The following is an 18,178-nucleotide window of genomic DNA, read 5'->3' as shown; positions in this document are numbered from 1 at the left end:
GTTACTCCGCCAACCAATAAACAGCTTCATAAGGCTGTAGCTGCATATTTTCTACAGGTAACTGGTTTTCAGGATAGTTCCCCATCAATTTCACCCATGAACAGTGGGATAAAGAAGCATCCAGCGACCACCCTTGCACTTCTGCGCTGAGGTTAGCAATAACCAACAACGTTTGGTTTTCCCAACGGCGAACATAACACCATAGCCAAGGGTGAGACGGCAACAAATCTTCATAGCTGCCATAAGTCAATACCGGATACGTTTTACGCAGTTTTATCAAGCGGGCATAACAATGGAAAACTGAATCCTCATCCTGGATAGCATTTTCAGCGTTCACAGCCTGGTAATCACTATTCAACGCTATCCACGGCTCCCCTTGAGTAAACCCGGCATTGGCAGTCGCATCCCATTGCATCGGCGTTCGCCCATTATCACGAGATTTCTTCGCTAAGACCGATAAGATTTGCTGTTTATCACTGCCCTGCTCAATCTTCTCTTGATAAATATTTAAACTTTCTATATCCCGGTACTCTTCAATATGCGAAAAATGAGGGTTAGTCATTCCCAGTTCTTCCCCTTGATAGATATAAGGGGTTCCCTGCATGCCATGCAGTACCATTGCCAACATTTTGGCGGACGGCACCCGCCAAACACCTTCACCGCCAAAGCGTGAAACAATACGCGGCTGATCGTGATTACACCAGAAAAGCGCATTCCATGCCCGTTCGTGCATGCCTTGCTGCCACTTGGCAAAAATTTTCTTCAATTCAATAAAATCAGGCGGTGCCGCAACCCATTTTTCACCATTAGGGTAATCGACTTTTAAGTGATGGAAAGCAAAAACCATCGACAATTCTTCACCATCCAATGAAGAGTAGCGTTGGCAATGTTCCAGTGAGGTAGAAGACATCTCCCCAACCGTCATCACTCCGGCTGGCTGGAATACTTCTCTGTTCATTTCTTGCAGAAATTCATGAATACGCGGGCCATCAGTGTAGAACTGACGCCCATCTCCCTGAGTTGATTCAGGGAAGTCTTGCTGCTTAGAAACCAAATTAATGACATCCAGACGGAAGCCATCAACACCAAGGCCAGCCCAGAATTCGCAAATCTTTTTCAGTTCAGCCCGTACAGGTTCATGCTCCCAGTTTAGATCGGCCTGCTCAACAGCAAACAAGTGCAAATAATACTGTTGGCTTGCTTCATGCCACGCCCAAGCATTGCCGCCAAATTTTGACGCCCAATTATTGGGCGGCGTCCCAGGTTCCCCATCCCGCCAAATGTAATATTGCCGATAAGGGCTATCAATATCCTGTGCTTGTTTAAACCAAGGGTGTTGAGTCGATGTATGGTTGAAAACAATATCTACGATGACACGGATATCACGTTGATGCGCCTCATCAACCAAACGCTTAAAATCATCCATTGAGCCGTAAGCCGGATCAATCGCACAATAATCAGCGACATCATAACCGTTATCTACCTGTGGCGAGCGGTAAAAAGGCGTCACCCAAATAGCGTCTACGCCCAGTTTCTTCAAATAATCAAGCCGATAAGTAATGCCGTTAAGATCGCCCGTTCCGCTACCCGTAGTATCCTGGAAACTCTTAGGATATATCTGATAGATGACACCTTGTAACCACCACGGAATGATTTTGTCCATCAAAAACACCTTATCAATATATTTCCTGAATTGAATAACCACATGGTTATACCCGTCATCTTTCAAGTTGCCTCTTTGTTGGCTGCACTCACTCACCCCGGTCACATAGTTATCTATGCTCCCGGGGATTCGCTCCCTTGCCGTCGCGATCCATCTTGAAATCCATAGGGTATATTTTTATATCTGTTATTTGTGAAGATTTAACCGCATTATTCGACAGCTAACATACCGGTCATATTCTTCTTCCGATACACAACAGTAGTGAGAATCAACGGAACAATAATGGCGACAAGCATAGCTAATGCGTAAATTAGCCAAAATTGCGGTTTGATCGAAAGAATACCTGGCAAGCCACCCACACCAATACCGTTTGCCAATACACCACCCAACCCACAAATCAACCCGGCTAAACTAGAACCAATCATGGCACAGAGCATAGGGAATCGATATTTGATATTAATACCGTACATTGCCGGCTCAGTGACGCCCAGATAGGCGGAAATAGCCGCAGGTACGGATACTTCACGTTCATTACGCTTTTTACTGATTAAAATAATACCAACAACTGCGGAGCCCTGAGCAATATTGGATAATGCAATAATAGGCCATATCGGTGTTCCTCCTATACTCTGCACCATCTGCATATCTATGGCTAATGTGGTTTGATGGATACCTGTAATCACCAACGGCGCGTAAAAGAATCCAAATAAAGCTGCACCAATAGGCGCAAAACTTCCCGTCATCAATGCCTTAACAACCCAAGCAACTCCATCACCCATTAACCGACCAAATGGCCCAATAAGGCTATGTGCTAAAAAAGTCGCCAATATTAACGAAACTACCGGAACAATGACTAAATAGAGATAACTAGGAACCACCCGTTTTAACTGAACTTCAATCCACCCCAAAGTAACGCCCGCCAAAAGTGACGGAATAACCTGCGCCTGATAACCCACTTTTCCAATCGTGAACAGGCCAAAATTCCATATATCAGGGATTTGTTGCCCTAAATGATAAGCATTCATTAATTGCGGCGAGACCAGTGTTACTCCCAATATAATGCCTAATATTGGTGTTCCACCCATCATCCTAACCGCCGACCAACAAATACCCACTGGCAGATAGAAGAATATTGCCTCTCCTAGCAGCCACAGAAAATCATATATTGTTTTCCAAATAGGATATGTTTGAGCTAAAGTTTTACCTTCACTAAAAGGAATATCACCAATAATGTTACGGAAACCTAGAATGAGTCCGCCACTAATTAATGCTGGTAAGAGAGGAAAAAATATCTCCGCAAACTTAGAAATGAAGCGCTCTTGCCATTTCATATTTTTCTTCTCAACCTGTTGTTTATCTTTTTTGTTCAATTCAGATTGACCAAGATAACTATTTAAAACCTTATAATAATCGCCAACATTAGTGCCTATCACTACCTGGAATTGCCCTGCATTGGTAAAACAGCCCTTAACCATCGGTAAATTTTTTATCTCATCCGGCTTGGCTTTAACTGGTTCAACTAATACAAACCTCAATCGGGTAATACAATGACTTACACTGGCTATATTTTCACAACCACCGATTAATGTAATTAGTTTTTCTATATCTTTAGAATTTATTTTGTTTTTCATAACAGCCAGTCATCATAAGTGAATATCAATTACTAATTAGCATGCTTAGTAAACTAATTTCATCCTAATATCATTTGGTTATGCTTGTCATGGGAACGTTCCCAAAAATGGGTTGAAGATCACATTGAAACGGCAATATTTCTTATTTTTAAGCCAACTTACTCGGAATGATTACTTGTTGTTTAGGGTATTGCTGGTTTATCTGAGCAATTAATTGACCAGCCGCATATTTACCTGCCTCACTATAACCCAGATCAATAGAAAGCGTGTTAGGGTATAAAAAGTTCAACAAAGGTGTATTACCAATGCTACCTATTTGTATATCTTCCCGATTATTTTGCTGCAAATATTTATATGCACCTAAAGCCAAACTATCGGTTGCACAGATTAAAGCTGTTGTTTTCTCTCTCAATACCTTATTAACATGCTGAAATCCACTCTGATAGCTTAAATCACATTGGGCGGAAAGTGGGCGCAGATCTTTCTGTTCACAACAAGCTAGATAAGATTGATGGCGAAGCAAACCTGTCGTGGTATCACAATCATCTACGCCGAGAAAACTGATATTTCTGTGTCCCCGCCGATAGAATTCATTCATCAATAAACGCACAGCACCAATATCGTCATAACATACAGAAGAAAAATCCGTATATTCGCGGGCAAGTACCACTATTTTGTCACGCCAAGGGCAGAGGAGCTCTTCTGACAATCCAGTGAAACCGAATAAAATAATGCCATCTGCATGACGCAATGCCAATTGACGTAGATGTTCCTGTAAAAGCTGTAGATCAAAATTACTTTCCATAATAATCGGATCGTAACCACGCTGGTAAAACAGAGGTAACATGGTACTTATCGATAAATTCTCTGAAAAAGATCCCAGACGCGACACAATTAAAGCAATGATTTTGTCACTTTTCACTCTCATCGCTCTTGCTGATTTAGATGGAACAAAATTATTTTGTTGGATAATCGCCTCAACTCTTTCACGTACTTGTGGACTTACACTATTTTCATTGTTTAATACCCGCGAAACTGTTGATTTGCCGACATTAGCCAAACGAGCGATATCTTTTATTGTTAATTTATTCGACATGATATCTCATAAAAACATTATTAAGAGGCAGTTAGTGTCTTGCAAAAATATTGCAAGACACTAAATTTATAGTGTTAATAATTATAAGCTTTAACCTGCGGCCGCAGAAAGATAGCAGGAAAAGCAATTAAGGCCATCATCCAGAAAATCCCACCGTGCAGATAATCATACATAAATCCGGCAATTACCGTCATGACAGCGATACCGCCTCCCATTGCCAACGCGGAATAAGCCGCTTGCAAACGCACAATTTCCCCTTCTTTTCTCGCACTGATAAAACGCATCGCCGCCAAATGGCAGACAGTGAATGTGCCACAATGCAAGATTTGAATGATAATCAACACCGGTAATGCGATGAATGTTCCCATTAATCCCCAGCGAATGACACCACATATACCAGAAAGCAACAGAAGATTACGGGCACTCCAGCGCCGAAATAATTTATTACTCAGAGTAAAAATAATCACTTCAGCCACTACGCCCAATGACCAGAGATAACCGACTACCGAGGCAGAATAACCCGCATTTTTCCAGTAAATTGCACTGAAGCTGTAATATCCCGCATGGGCGCCCTGTAATAAAGCCACACATAACAAGAATCGACGTACTGATTTTTCAGACAACAACTGTTTAAATGACACAACATCCACTTTGGCAGATTTAGTTTCCCCAACCGGCATGATAGAGGGCCTAAGTAATGTCACCAATAAGGTAGAGAAGACGCTAAACAATATCGTGATGAGGATGGCATGATGTCCCCAGACAGAAATTAATTCCCCAGTTAATGCTGAACTGATAATAAAGGCAATTGAACCCCAAACCCGTATTTTGCCGTAATCAAAAGGAAATTGTTTTTGCCATGTTCCTGCCAGCGCATCACTCAATGGCATCATCGGCGCAAAAAATAGGTTGAAGCCAACCATGACAAACAGGAGCCATGCCCAATGATTTCCTAATGTAAAGCCAATAATGAAAATAAAAGTTATCAATGCCGATATACGCAGCGCAAAAATAAGTTTTGCGGGATCTTTAACTGTAGGCGCGATTAATAAACTGCCCAAAAAACGGGAAATCAAGCCTGCACCTAATATAACCCCTATCATATCGTACTCTATACCTTCACCCTGGAGCCAGGTTGCCCAGAAAGGTAAAAATATCCCGTAAGAAAAGAAATATGTGAAGTAATCTAACGCCAACCAGCGCGTCGATCGAATAACCATTAATCCCCCTGGTAAAAAATGCAAAAAACCCACCCCTAACTTAGTTAACTCAAGAAACTAGATATTGAGAGTTATCTTGGAGTGGATATTCCCGGGGGAAAATCCACACATCACACCTCAATATCTTATTTAAGCAAACAATGTTAGCCGGAGCAGGTTTTGTAATGATTTATTGAAATTTTAATTTATGCGTAAACCGGATATTTCGCGCAAATAGCCAGAACTTTCTGCTTAGTTGCTTCAATGGTCGCTTCATCATTGATGTTGTCCAATACATCACACATCCAGCCAGCCAATTCACGCGCTTCTGCTTGTTTAAAACCACGACGGGTAATCGCAGGCGTACCAATACGCACACCAGAAGTCACAAATGGACTCTTCGGATCATTAGGCACGCTATTTTTGTTTACCGTGATATTTGCACGGCCCAACGCAGCATCGGCATCTTTACCAGTGATGTTTTTATCAACCAGATCCAGCAGGAACAAGTGGTTTTCTGTACCGCCAGAAACCACTTTGTAACCACGTGCCAAAAACACTTCAACCATAGCTTTTGCGTTATCTGCAACCTGATGTTGATACGCTTTGAACTCTGGTTCCATTGCCTCTTTCAATGCCACCGCTTTACCTGCAATAACATGCATCAGAGGCCCACCCTGACAACCAGGGAATACAGAAGAGTTCAGTTTTTTATATAACTCTTCATCGCCACCTTTCGCCAGGATCAAACCACCACGTGGACCAGCCAGTGTTTTATGCGTCGTGGTAGTGACGATATGAGCATGAGGAACCGGGTTAGGATATACTCCTGCGGCGATTAGGCCAGCAACATGCGCCATATCAACGAACAGATAAGCACCAATGCTGTCTGCAATTTCACGCATCTTTGCCCAGTCAACCACACCGGAGTAAGCGGAGAAACCACCGATAATCATTTTTGGCTGATGTTTTTGAGCTTGTGCCGCGATATCGTCATAATCGATTTTACCGCTCTCATCGATGCCATAAGGCACAACGTTATATAACTTACCAGAGAAGTTAACCGGAGAGCCGTGAGTCAAATGACCGCCATGCGCTAAATTCATCCCCAGAACCGTATCGCCCGGTTGTAGCAAAGCCATATAAACTGCCGCGTTCGCTTGAGAACCAGAGTGTGGCTGAACGTTGGCATAATCAGCACCAAACAGCGCCTTAGCACGATCGATAGCTAATTGTTCAACAACATCTACATATTCACAGCCGCCGTAGTAGCGTTTACCCGGATAACCTTCAGCATATTTGTTAGTGAGTTGAGAGCCCTGTGCCTGCATAACTCTTGGGCTGGTATAGTTTTCAGAAGCAATTAACTCGATATGCTCTTCCTGACGAACAACTTCCTGCTCCATCGCCTGCCATAGTTCGGGATCATAACTAGCAATATTCATTTCACGCTTTAACATTGGGTTCTCCTGACTCAGCTAACTTCTCTTCAAACAACACCCTAAAGGGCCGAATGGCACACAGTGTAAACCCTTTTCACCGAATGAGATAGTCTTGACAAAATATTTTACGCAAACGATTGCATGCCTGTCACAAGCAAGATATCTATTTTAAATAGAAGAATGAAAATTACACTGCATTTTTCCTCTTTGGTTGGAATTTATGACCTAAAGTAGTCCTTTCCTTAGTGCAAATATCTTTTACGAATATTTTTTTCACCATAAAGACCACATTCTATATTTACAAAATCCCCAAAAGGGTATAAGTTGCATTTAAAATACATGTTATGACTTTCATTATCACTTGAAAGAAATTCAGGAGTTTCACCATGCTGGATAGCCAAACTATTGCAACTGTCAAATCAACTATTCCATTACTTTCTGCTACCGGACCAAGACTGACAGCCCACTTCTATGAGCGGATGTTTAAACATAATCCTGAGTTAAAAAACATTTTTAATATGAGCCATCAACTTAACGGCGATCAGCGTGAAGCCCTGTTCAATGCGATCTGTGCCTACGCAGCCAACATTGATAACTTAGAGGTACTACTACCGGCAGTGGAAAAAATCGCGCATAAACACGCTAGTCTGAATATTCAACCAGAACATTATCAGATAGTCGGTACTCACCTGTTGGCAACGTTGGATGAAATGTTCCAGCCGGGAAATGAAATTCTGAACGCCTGGGGGAAAGCTTATGGCGTGCTGGCTGATGTTTTTATCAATCGTGAAGAGCAAATCTATCATAGCGGTGAATCAACAGATGGCGGCTGGCGTGGTTTGCGTCCATTCCGTATCAGCCGGAAAGAGGTAAAAAGTGAAGTGATTTGCAGCTTTGAATTTGTGCCTCAAGATGGCGGGAAAGTGATGGATTACAAACCTGGCCAGTATCTGAGTATTTATCTGGCAGATGATAGTTTTGACAACCGAGAAATTCGCCAGTATTCACTGACGGCAGCACCAAATGGTTCCAGCTATCGGATTGCAATCAAACGTGAGCCACAAGGAATCGTTTCCAACCATATGCACGATAAGATGCAAGAAGGCGATACCGTCTGGCTGGCCGCCCCACGCGGTGATTTTTTCCTTGATATTAAACCAGAAACACCGGTTACTTTGATTTCTGCGGGCGTTGGCCTGACACCCATGATGAGTATGTTGCATCACCTCCACCAGCAAAATCACAACAGCCAGATTAATTGGTTACATGCGGCTGAACACGGCGGCCATCACGCATTTAGCAATGAAGTCGCAACAATGGCGCAGGCGATGCCAAATTTTGCTAGCACAATTTGGTACCGTGAACCAAGGGATGAAGATCAACAAGGTATTCATTATCAACACAAAGGCTTTATGGATCTGGCAGTTTTGAATGAGGCGTTGAAAACAGAGGGAATGCATTTCTATTTCTGTGGTCCTGTCCCCTTTATGCAATATGTAGCGAAGCAGTTATTGGATATAGGAATTGATAAACAATTTATTCACTATGAATGTTTTGGCCCACATAAGGTGATTTAAATTTTCAGCTTAATATTACGGTGATAATAGCCAATCAAGTGAAGTGAACAGAAACCACCTTTAATTTATAGGCTCTGATATTCAATATTCATGTATATTGAATATGCTTAATGTGACTGAAAAACCAATTCATCACTATCTTAGAGACTTTATAGAGTTTGTTTATCATGGAGCCCGCCTTATCGGACGTCAGCTCCATTGATTTCAAGAGTCATGGGTAAATTTAGCGCCTATCCCAATAGGCGTAATTGTTGCAGACCGTTCTTATAAATGAACAGTGAACAATACCCTGTGAAGATAGCTGGGCTATGAGTTTTCTTCTGAGTGATCTTCCAGACATTGCACAAAACCAAAACGTTTGGTCGGGACATTAGCCATGAATGATTTTCCGGCGATGATTTCAAAATGGTGTTTTCTGTCGTCCCGGTTTCTGACGTATCCATTTCACTGAGCTTGGCATTTTTATCTACCCTTGTTATAGCGCTGAATCATACTATCTATGCAATGCTTTTATCCGTTTTTTTACTCGGCTGTGGTATGGGTTTTTGGGATTGTATTGCTGTAACTTACAGACAGAAATTAATACCGGAGGGTATATTTTCGAGGACTAATGCTGTTTACAGACTTTTCTCTTGGGGTGCGTTATGCTTGGGAGGTCTTATGGGAGGCGCTATTTATCAAGTGATTGGCTACGGTTATCTCTTCCATATAACATTAGCATTTACGCTTTTTCTTACAATTTCTTTCTACTTCATACCATTGAAGGATGATTTTTGATGAAATTACCAACGTCACTTCTGCCATTCAAAATCAGCAGAATACATACTGAACTAGGTGTATTCAAAGCTAACGGGTATACCTCATCAACTCCCACGGATGAGATGACCATAATTCTCTCAACGGTTTTTATACTGTCCACTGATGGCTGGGAAGAACTTACTATAGCCCAATCTAATAGTAATCTATTGGAACAATTAACCCCTTATTTAAAACATCATTTAATGTCGAAGCATAAAACGCAATCATAGTGAGAGCATGAATGCAGAATGTAATACGTGAGGATGACTCGCTTCGCTCACCCTACGGGCCGCACTAAAAGTGCGTTCAAAAGCTCATGCTTTTGTCTGAGCACTACCTAGGTTCGCTCTTTATGGCAAAGAAGGGCAAATAAAATAGCCCTATTGGAATAGGCCGTTACTCTGACTGGCAATCAAGTTTACCTCACAAGCTGTTTGCATTCCTTCAAGCGCAATAGGTTTTCCTTTATATTTTAGAGAGCTAGCACCCTGAATAATAGGAAAAACACCTTTATGCACTTATTATGTGAATTTACCCTCCATTTTCCTTAAATACATCTCATCAACTACTTGCGCTACTATATCTTGATAGCGCTTTAAGCCAAAGGTATCGGGTGAAAAATAACGCCCCTAATGCATACATAAAAGCCATAGCCAACGTGCCAAAATTAAGCATTCCCAAAGCAGCTTGCGCAGGCACATTACTTACGAAAACAATTGGTAATATAAAACTCAAAACAAATCGCATAGCACCAGGATAAGCACTGACAGGAAACCGTCCCATATCCATGAGAGAATAGCAAATAATCCATACATCAGAAACTTTAGTGAACCAAAAAGCGATGAGATTTGAACACATAAACAGAGAATAGAAAATGCACGCACCCAATAATAGTGTCAAATTAAACTGCATGAAGTTTGAAAATATCAAAGCATCTTGTTGATACATAGCAACCAGAACAACTATATATCCAACGACGAAATTTGCACCATCCCACACATTAAAACGATGAAATGTGATAAAAAACTGAGGGTCGACGGGGCGAATAAGGATAAAATCCAAGTCACCTCGCCTGATGTATTCAGATAAAGAGTGGATACTCGGAAATAACCAGCTATCGATTAATGATTCCACAATGAGAGTCACGCCAAGTAAAGCAACCATTTGATTGAAACTCCACCCTCCTACTTGGGATACTTGACCGAAGAACCCCGTTAAAACAAGCAAAGCCAGCAGGCAAGCAAGGGAGGAATTAATCAAGTTGACTAAAGCATTGAGCCGAAATTCAAGCTCTAAGACGAAAGAATTCCTTATTAACACCAATAATAATAAACCGTACCGCATTTAGCTAGGCTCCTGAAGCCGTATATTTTTTTAATCCTACCGACCATAGCAAAGCACGAATTAACATGAGCGCTATAACCCAGAATAACTGCATCAAAAAACTGGTCAATAATTCTCCACGATCTAATTTTCCTAATATTATTTGCACTGGAGAATCGATTGCCGATGCAAAAGGTAAAACTTTCAATAATCCTGCGATACCAGACGGATATAAATCAAGAGGAATGAGGGATCCCCCAAGTATCGTATAAAGCGCCCAAAGCAATGGGTCAAATGCCATTGCGTTATTAATCCAAAAAGCCAACAAGCCTAGACAATAATAAAGATGGAAAATGATAATCCAAGCAAGCATAAGTGAAGGTAAAAAAAACAAAAAGCTCCAGATATCCAAGCGTTGCAAATTACCAGTTAAAACGATACCAGAAATAAAAACCACTAATATAATCGGTCCTCTAACAATCATCTGTCCCACATGATCCGCAATATAGCAATAAAGAGGAGACACAGGACGCAGCAATAACATAGAGAGTTCCCCTCGGCGAATATCACGATCCAAGCGTTGCATTACCCAAATGGACGTTAATTGACGCACCAAGTAAATGGAAAGAAAGTAAACCGCAAAATCGCTGGGCGTATAACCGCCAATAGCCCCTCCATCTGCCAAACTAAGCCAAACTAACATCACAGCAATGGGCATTACACCACCTATCATCCAAACCATCGACTGCGCTCGATATGCAATAGCCTGAGAGAAAGATTGACCAATGAGCACCCTCCATAACTGTAGGGTCCGCTTAAAAGATTTGCACATTAAACTCACCATTCGAGGATAAATACCCCTCCAGCACACGATCTATCGGTTCATCATGGATAGAGATATCAAAAACGACTCGTTCCGACATCAACCTTGTCATTGCAGAAGATAATGTGTCACGCTCCACCATCAATTCAATATCGTGACCATCATAGAATAGCAAGCCGGGTAATGAACTCAGCTCTGGACTAATCGGACCTGAAAGACTAGCCTTTATAATCTTTTTGGGTGAACGTTTTTCAATTAAATGCGAGAGCTGCCCATCGTAGACAATCTCTCCCGAATTGATAATGACAACACGTCGCGCAAGTGCTTCTACATCCGCCATATAGTGAGAAGTCAAGAGAATTGTTGCTTTATACGTCTGATTATAATGCAGAATGAATTCTCGGACGATGCGCTGCATGTTAACATCTAACCCAATAGTGGGTTCATCCAGGAACAAAACCTTTGGCTTATGTAGCAATGATAAAGCTAATTCGCATTTCATACGCTCACCGAGAGACAAATTACGAACCGGTCTGTTAATCACTGAACGAATAGAAAGCAGTTCAACCAGTTCGTCACGACATCTGAAAAATTCATTATCTTCGAGATCATAGATAACCTTATTGAGTATGAAGGAATCATTAGGCGTAAGATCCCAAGCAAGTTGCTGTTTCTGTCCAGCTACAAATGATATTGACTTTAAATATTCGTTCCTACGCTCATAAGGTGTATGTCCCAAAACTTTAACATCACCAGAAGAGGGTAGAATGATACCAGCCAACATCTTCATAGTAGTCGTTTTTCCCGCCCCATTCGCCCCGAGAAAACCCACAATTTCTCCTTCTTCGATGGAGAAATTGATCGCCTTTACCGCTTGTACGACTGAATAGTCTCTTTTAATGAACGACTTTAAACTGCCCAACAGACCAGGGTTTTTTGAGTAAATACTGTAGGATTTACTCAAATCTCTTACTCGAATAATGCTCATAGAAATCCGCTAATTAAATTATTAGACTAACTTTCAACCACTCGCACCAATCGTCTATTCGTCTCTTGTTCTATCCTGAGTCCATAGAGTCCGAGTGCGTTGTTACAAAAAACGTCTTCCCAAGCTTCCTCAGGTAGACCTCTACTAAATGCATTAATATGCCTCTTCCCTTGGAGAAAAACTTGAGATCAGCCCATATGATATGCCTTATTGGAACAACATCAACTGGGCCTGAGAACTGAATCGGTCAAGGCTGTTTTCAGTAAAATAGAAGCCGTTCACCTTCAGCTTGGCCACCACCATTAAAGACTCTCCAAAACAACACCCTGGACAACCAGTCAGCGACTCTAGAGGAATGTGTATCTATGAAGGTCTGGCCCTGCTATTTGAAAGACAAGTTGGTCATTCCAACGCCTATTTAGGATATTTGGCTACGCAGCTAGAAAGTAAATTTGGCTATGTTGATTATTTCAACAAAAAGAGATTATGTGAATATTTCAACACAATCTATACGGGTGGTATCCGTGTCACAGCTGATGACTTCACCTACCCCGCGCATATTTTTATACGCTATAAAATAGAAAAAGAATTGCTCTCCGGAGAACTTCCTATAAAACAACTCAAAGGAAGATGGCAAGAATTATTCGAACAGTACCTTGGCATAAGCCCATTACCTCATGAAGGCCCCTGGCAAGATATTCACTGGGCCGTGGGTTATTTTGGGTATTTTCCATGCTATCTCATGGGCGCAATTATTTCAGCCCAACTATTCAACAAAGCACGAGAAAACCCTTTGATCGAAATGGAACTCTCTAGAGGAAAATTCAACCGCTTAATCCAGTGGTTAGATGAAAAAATCTACAAACAGGGTTGTTACTACGAATTCAAGGAACTGATAATAGCCGCCTGTGGAGTTGGGCTTAATGCAAACGATTTCATCGAAAATTTAGAGAAACGATTAAAATAGCCAAATATACTTTAATAGAGTCGGGGCTACACGCCCCGTAACAATTATAGTTGCAATAATTATGTATATTCTGAATATTTATTAAATGCAATCAACAAAATAATATTTTACCCTCTCAACCAAGGCAAGATCGTGAATATTTTGTTAAAAAATCAGATTTGATCTCTGAGAATAGTTATGATCTGATACTCTCTTTTTGAGAGCAAATACCATATCCCTTGACAGCTTTACCGAATACTTCTCAGACATCCAAGATCCACGCCAGAGTGCCAAAGTCACTTATCCCTCTATTCGATATTTTGTTTGCCTCATTATGTGGGGGTATGAAGGGCTGGAGTGAGATTCAAGAGCACATCGAAGGGCATCATCAGTGGTTTCTTGGATAAGATATATTCAAAGAAAGGACTCCCGTCGATGACATCATTATTGCCCGTATCAATCCAAAACAATTTAACCTCTGTTTTATCAATTGGATGCGTTTAATTCACACCATCGCTCAAGATGAATTAATCACCATATTTTTGGAACGAGTGCTACAGGCAGGCTTTTCCCGTTTGGATAATATTCAATCACTCAAGCGGTCGCTCTGATTTTACCCTGCTTTTACTTTAAACAATACCATTCAATTCAGGACACAGCGTATAGTGAACACTAATATTTTTATAAATATAATATACCTGTTGAAAATAAAGCCGAATGCCGGGATGTTCTTTCTGGTAATTAACCAATTTTTCGCTCAAATGTCATAATTACCCCCGGATAACGGTTATTACTTCTTCAAACTCAGCTTTCATCAAACAACTGAGACAAATTTCTTTGAGTGGTTCTTGAGAAACAGGAGTGGATATTTCAGCACTGACCTGTTCCAATTTATCCAGCATATCCGGCAGTTTTCCTCCCCACCCCGAACCTATAGAACCTATACCCGGTGTTCCACTGGCAAAATTGATCCCGGCACTACTGCTGATGCCGCCGACGTCAATTTTAATAAAATGCTCCGCAGCCTGTAAGGCAGGGTAAGATCTCACATTTTCAATGAGGTTATTTTGGTTAAATAAAAATCAGAATATGACTTTTTATAGGCATTTCTCTCATTAAAACGTTAAGATCTCTCTCTTCCATAAAAAAGCGATCCTAATAATGAGTATTTTTAATTTTATCAACAAGATAGAAGACACTCGCTCTGACATCAATAAAAAACATGAATTAATGGATGTGATTTTTTTAGCCTTCTCCGCTGTATTATGCGGCGCTTCTGGCTGGAAATCGATTCAGGAATTTGGTGAGTTACAGTGCGAGTGGCTTAAACAATACACGCATTTTACTCACGGTATTCCTCGTCGTCACTGTATTGCTAATATTATCAAAATGATAGAGCAAGATGCACTGGTTGAAGCCTTTTATGCCTGGATCAACCAGCGTCGGGTCAGGGCAGGAAAAAGTCTTATCGCCATTGATGGAAAAACCCTGAGAGGAACCTGTAAGGGGACATTATTTGAAGCCCTGCATGTGGTCAGTGCTTATGATGTTGAATCCGGTGTAGCCCTATACCATCAGGCAGCCGAAAGCAAAGGTCAGGAAGGTCCGGTTGCCAGACAATTGATTGAATTACTGGCGCTTGATGGCACGATTGTCACTATGGATGCCTTGCATTGCCAGAAAGAAACCCTTGCGTTAATTACTCAGCGCGGCGGTGATTTTATTGTGGGTCTCAAAGGCAATCAAAAGACCCTCTATGAATGGGTCAAATCGTATTTTGCTTCGCATTATGAGAGTGATGAGCTTGTTGAATTTACGCAGAAAAATAGTGGTCATGGACGGACAGAATTTCGGCATGTCATGCAAATTCGTGCCGTATTGCCGGAGGCCCTTCAGCGGCAATGGCCTTCAATACAAAGTGTTATTGAAGTCGTCAGTGAACGAAGCGTAAAAGGCCAGCCTCCCCATCGTGATTCACGCTGGTATGTCAGCTCGCTACCGTTGGAGGCGGAAATCGTGGCTAAGGCAATAAGAAGGCACTGGTCGGTAGAAAACGAGCTGCATTGGGTATTAGATGTCACTTTTCGAGAAGATGCTATCTCACTCAAAGATCCTGATGGGGCTGCACAAATGGCGCTTTTTAACCGAATTGCATTAAGCGTGATTAAACAGAATACCAGTATAAAAGACAGTCAGGCGGCTAAACGTCGAAGAGCCATTTGGTCAGAGGAATTCCGTAGTCAACTTATCTTTGATTAAATTAAATACAAAGTGGAACCCCGCCCTGGACGGTACTCCGACAAAAGACGCTACAGTTTGGCCTGAATACGACGGTGTGGCTCCACATTTTTGTTGCTGATATTCCAGATAGCGCAGGGCCACGAACAAATCGTTCTCAAATCCAGAAACGAAGTCGTTCATTTGCTTGTTGGAGATCGTGTCCTACCCACAACACAATGCCATCAGGCCTGACTATTACAGCTTGTCCATCATTAAGAATGTTTTTTGGCGCATCAAGCGTCGCGACAACTATTTCATGATAATGATGTCGTAATTCTACCGCTAGCTTTTCTGCACCACGATGGATTAAAACAAACTTTCCTTGCCGAAGCAGTTCTGTCAGGCTTAGACGTTCTTGGCTCTGTGCTTTGAGACACACAATAATATAGGGTAACCGACCTCCGACAAGTTTATGATCACCTTTTCGCCGCAAGCAATGGTAATAGGCGCTTTCTCCTGCAAGTAAGCTGACAACCTTTTTTTCCACATAGGGTATTTTGGTGGTTTGTGTGCCGAGCCAATGTATCATGCGTCCCAAAAAACCCGATGCAGTATTAAACTTGAAAAGTAAATCCGTGTTTTTCAGTGCGGCGGCGGCTATAGGCCTGCGCTCATTTTCATAAGAGTCGAGAATCTCCGGTAACAGTTGTCCTTTAATGACGCCCGCAAGTTTCCAGCCAAGATTAGCTGCATCTCCCAACCCCATTTGAAGGCCTTGCCCGCCAGCAGGGACATGTGTATGGGCTGCATCTCCAAGCAGGAATATATTGCCTTTTCTGTACTGGTCCGCTAATCGTTGTTTGCTTCTGTAACGTGCGCCCCAGAGTATTTTTCCGAGTCCAAAATCATTTCCCAGAATAGCTTGCATACCGTTACGTATTTCTTCTGGCGTAACCGGTTGTTCAACGGGAATCGTCATGCGTTTATTATCTTCAAGACTGATGCGAAATGTGCCATCTGGTAATGGAAAGAGAGCAACAAGTCCCCTTGATACAGAACGAGCATGGACGGTCGGTGAAGGAGGATTGTGAAGGATAACATCGGCGACAACCAAAGAATGCTTATAATCCCGACCGGTAAAAGGGATATCCATCTGTTGACGTACCGCACTATTCACACCATCTGCACCTAAAACCCAGTCATATGTCTTGGATATTAATTTATCTGATTTTTTTTCTTGTATTTTTACTTCTATCTTTTGGCCTGTGGGTTGTAATGTTTTGAGTTTACAATTCCGCTGGATATCGATACCCATTTTTTCTGCCCATGCAGTCAGAATGGCTTCTGTATAGGATTGGGGAATGATAACCATGTAAGGAAACTCAAGGGCCAGCGTGGAAAAGGAAAGTGTTCTTCCTTTTTTATCGCCTACAGGCGCGCTCGACCAAACGATTCCTTGGCGTATCATTTCATCTGCAATACCCCATGCGTTCAGCAATTCTAGGGTGACAGGTTCTAGGCCGAATGCACGAGAATGTGGAGATGCTGCAGCACGTTTGTCGATGATATCGACAGCAATGCCTTGAGACGCGAGCGCAGAGGCAACAGCCAGTCCTATCGGCCCAGCTCCGACTACTAATACACGTTGTGTCAGGTTATTTTTAATATCCATGTTGTAAGCCGCCTTCAATGGGAAACTTGAAATGTGGATACGATGAAATTGCGATCTGTGGTGTATGCATGAACATTGTGTAAACCGACTGATTCCGCAAGGCGTATGACTTCCTCTTTAGGAACATAATCAGCGAGACTGCGTAGTAACCGGTTGATTATGTATGTTAGTCCCCACCCCGGAGGGGAATTTTCCACCAGACAAAACAGCCCTTCAGGATGGAGGATACGTTTTACCTCTTTCAATCCTGCGGATTTGTCATACCAGTGCCCAAACGACATCGAACAGACGACGAGATTGATGTTTGCAGATTCGAGGGGCAAGGCTTCGGCATTTCCCCTTAAAAATGAAGCAAATGGCCTGCGTCTGGCTGCTTCATCTACCATCCCCTCGGCAGGATCAACACCGATACATCGGGCTTGGGGCCATAATTGATGGAGACGTTCCAGCAGAGCACCTGTGCCGCATCCGATATCGAGTATGCATTGCGGTGAAACTGACCAAGTGTGTTGTTTTAAGACTTCCAGACATTCATTATGTGCCAAGCTCAATTTATCACCGTATTTTTTCTCATAGGTCGGGGCTATGCGGCTGAACGTTCGTATGAAGCCTGGACTTTTTTTCAATTTGTCTGAATTAAACATCTTTTATTTGCTCCCTGAGATCCACATCTAAAAAATATTAATATCTTGATTATTATTGTTGACATTTTAATCATAATGTCAAATCTATATATTATATTTATTAATTATTTAACAGTTTTTTAGTGAGCAGCAAGTAACTTGAGGTTACCTGTGTAA

At 41.9% G+C, this 18,178-nt stretch carries 14 protein-coding genes and 3 pseudogenes; 4 read left to right on the top strand and 13 right to left on the bottom strand.

From position 1 onward, the window contains the following. Window position 1 precedes the first annotated feature (1 nt). The 5 genes from treC to glyA all read right to left on the bottom strand — a co-directional run bounded on the left by treC (window position 2) and on the right by glyA (window position 7,049). The gene (treC, locus tag EAE93_RS06355) at window positions 2-1,663 is read right to left on the bottom strand and encodes an alpha,alpha-phosphotrehalase (protein ID WP_214039311.1); all 1,662 of its coding nucleotides are present in this window, start codon (window positions 1,661-1,663) and stop codon (window positions 2-4) included. Window positions 1,664-1,872: 209 nt separating this feature from the next. Continuing rightward, entirely contained in the window at window positions 1,873-3,294 is a 1,422-nt protein-coding gene (treB, locus tag EAE93_RS06350) for a PTS trehalose transporter subunit IIBC (RefSeq protein WP_036812492.1), read from the bottom strand. 148 nt (window positions 3,295-3,442) lie between these two features. Then, window positions 3,443-4,390, bottom strand: coding sequence for a trehalose operon repressor TreR (gene treR / locus EAE93_RS06345; protein ID WP_040149434.1), 948 nt, complete (start codon window positions 4,388-4,390; stop codon window positions 3,443-3,445). Window positions 4,391-4,464: 74 nt separating this feature from the next. After that, the gene (locus EAE93_RS06340) at window positions 4,465-5,610 is read right to left on the bottom strand and encodes a 3-phenylpropionate MFS transporter (RefSeq protein WP_214039310.1); all 1,146 of its coding nucleotides are present in this window, start codon (window positions 5,608-5,610) and stop codon (window positions 4,465-4,467) included. A gap of 185 nt (window positions 5,611-5,795) precedes the next feature. Further along, on the bottom strand, window positions 5,796-7,049 hold the full coding sequence (gene glyA / locus EAE93_RS06335; protein ID WP_105396796.1) for a serine hydroxymethyltransferase: 1,254 nt from the start codon (window positions 7,047-7,049) through the stop codon (window positions 5,796-5,798). Window positions 7,050-7,414: 365 nt separating this feature from the next. On the opposite strand from glyA, the pseudogene hmpA reads away from it, so the two are divergent. Next, window positions 7,415-8,608 (top strand): annotated as a pseudogene (gene hmpA / locus EAE93_RS06330) (NO-inducible flavohemoprotein); the annotation flags it as partial. A 283-nt stretch (window positions 8,609-8,891) separates the two neighbouring features. Here hmpA and EAE93_RS06325 read toward each other — a convergent pair. The 5 genes and pseudogenes from EAE93_RS06325 to EAE93_RS06310 form a co-directional block, all read right to left on the bottom strand. After that, window positions 8,892-9,049, bottom strand: a pseudogene (locus EAE93_RS06325) (ISKra4 family transposase); the annotation flags it as partial. A gap of 737 nt (window positions 9,050-9,786) precedes the next feature. Continuing rightward, window positions 9,787-9,924 carry a PAAR domain-containing protein gene (locus tag EAE93_RS24430; protein WP_332008416.1) on the bottom strand — a complete coding sequence of 46 codons (138 nt, stop codon included), beginning with the start codon at window positions 9,922-9,924 and terminating at the stop codon, window positions 9,787-9,789. 43 nt (window positions 9,925-9,967) lie between these two features. After that, the gene (locus tag EAE93_RS06320; protein ID WP_214039309.1) at window positions 9,968-10,750 is read right to left on the bottom strand and encodes an ABC transporter permease; all 783 of its coding nucleotides are present in this window, start codon (window positions 10,748-10,750) and stop codon (window positions 9,968-9,970) included. Window positions 10,751-10,754: 4 nt separating this feature from the next. Next, complete coding sequence (locus tag EAE93_RS06315) at window positions 10,755-11,447, bottom strand: ABC transporter permease (RefSeq protein ID WP_229000179.1); 693 nt, start codon at window positions 11,445-11,447, stop codon at window positions 10,755-10,757. A gap of 97 nt (window positions 11,448-11,544) precedes the next feature. Next, the gene (locus EAE93_RS06310; protein ID WP_214039308.1) at window positions 11,545-12,540 is read right to left on the bottom strand and encodes an ABC transporter ATP-binding protein; all 996 of its coding nucleotides are present in this window, start codon (window positions 12,538-12,540) and stop codon (window positions 11,545-11,547) included. A 289-nt stretch (window positions 12,541-12,829) separates the two neighbouring features. Here EAE93_RS06310 and EAE93_RS06305 point away from each other — a divergent pair, with 289 nt between their 5' ends. Together EAE93_RS06305 and EAE93_RS24425 are read left to right on the top strand one after the other, a co-directional pair. Continuing rightward, a complete protein-coding gene (locus tag EAE93_RS06305) occupies window positions 12,830-13,507 on the top strand; it encodes a gluzincin family metallopeptidase (protein WP_250150901.1) in 678 nt (225 codons plus the stop codon). 211 nt (window positions 13,508-13,718) lie between these two features. Then, window positions 13,719-14,025: pseudogene (locus tag EAE93_RS24425) on the top strand (transposase family protein); the annotation flags it as partial. A 231-nt stretch (window positions 14,026-14,256) separates the two neighbouring features. Here EAE93_RS24425 and EAE93_RS06300 read toward each other — a convergent pair. Then, complete coding sequence (locus EAE93_RS06300) at window positions 14,257-14,535, bottom strand: hypothetical protein (RefSeq protein WP_214039307.1); 279 nt, start codon at window positions 14,533-14,535, stop codon at window positions 14,257-14,259. 112 nt (window positions 14,536-14,647) lie between these two features. On the opposite strand from EAE93_RS06300, the gene EAE93_RS06295 reads away from it, so the two are divergent. After that, window positions 14,648-15,745 (top strand): ISAs1 family transposase, encoded by a 1,098-nt coding sequence (locus EAE93_RS06295; RefSeq protein ID WP_214039306.1) that lies wholly within the window; start codon window positions 14,648-14,650, stop codon window positions 15,743-15,745. Between the two features lie 136 nt (window positions 15,746-15,881). On the opposite strand, the gene EAE93_RS06290 is transcribed toward EAE93_RS06295, so the two are convergent. Both EAE93_RS06290 and EAE93_RS06285 read right to left on the bottom strand, forming a co-directional pair. After that, window positions 15,882-17,378 carry an FAD-dependent monooxygenase gene (locus EAE93_RS06290; protein WP_110086974.1) on the bottom strand — a complete coding sequence of 499 codons (1,497 nt, stop codon included), beginning with the start codon at window positions 17,376-17,378 and terminating at the stop codon, window positions 15,882-15,884. Between the two features lie 14 nt (window positions 17,379-17,392). Beyond that, window positions 17,393-18,022, bottom strand: coding sequence for a class I SAM-dependent methyltransferase (locus EAE93_RS06285; RefSeq protein WP_058589106.1), 630 nt, complete (start codon window positions 18,020-18,022; stop codon window positions 17,393-17,395). Between the last annotated feature and the right edge of the window lie 156 nt (window positions 18,023-18,178).

The sequence above is a fragment of the Photorhabdus akhurstii genome, assembly GCF_018448925.1.
Lineage (GTDB): Bacteria > Pseudomonadota > Gammaproteobacteria > Enterobacterales > Enterobacteriaceae > Photorhabdus > Photorhabdus akhurstii.
Note: the sequence above shows the minus strand (reverse complement) of the source record. Positions and strands in the feature narration are given on the sequence as shown.

Coding starts and splice junctions, on each gene's coding strand:
- treC (WP_214039311.1), bottom strand. CDS start 1,663: ATGGACAAAATCATTCCGTGGTGGTTACAAGGTGTCATCTATCAGATA.
- EAE93_RS06315 (WP_229000179.1), bottom strand. CDS start 11,447: ATGCCCATTGCTGTGATGTTAGTTTGGCTTAGTTTGGCAGATGGAGGG.
- glyA (WP_105396796.1), bottom strand. CDS start 7,049: ATGTTAAAGCGTGAAATGAATATTGCTAGTTATGATCCCGAACTATGG.
- treB (WP_036812492.1), bottom strand. CDS start 3,294: ATGAAAAACAAAATAAATTCTAAAGATATAGAAAAACTAATTACATTA.
- EAE93_RS06340 (WP_214039310.1), bottom strand. CDS start 5,610: ATGGTTATTCGATCGACGCGCTGGTTGGCGTTAGATTACTTCACATAT.
- EAE93_RS06310 (WP_214039308.1), bottom strand. CDS start 12,540: ATGAGCATTATTCGAGTAAGAGATTTGAGTAAATCCTACAGTATTTAC.
- EAE93_RS06290 (WP_110086974.1), bottom strand. CDS start 17,378: ATGGATATTAAAAATAACCTGACACAACGTGTATTAGTAGTCGGAGCT.
- treR (WP_040149434.1), bottom strand. CDS start 4,390: ATGTCGAATAAATTAACAATAAAAGATATCGCTCGTTTGGCTAATGTC.
- EAE93_RS06320 (WP_214039309.1), bottom strand. CDS start 10,750: ATGCGGTACGGTTTATTATTATTGGTGTTAATAAGGAATTCTTTCGTC.
- EAE93_RS06295 (WP_214039306.1), top strand. CDS start 14,648: ATGAGTATTTTTAATTTTATCAACAAGATAGAAGACACTCGCTCTGAC.
- EAE93_RS06285 (WP_058589106.1), bottom strand. CDS start 18,022: ATGTTTAATTCAGACAAATTGAAAAAAAGTCCAGGCTTCATACGAACG.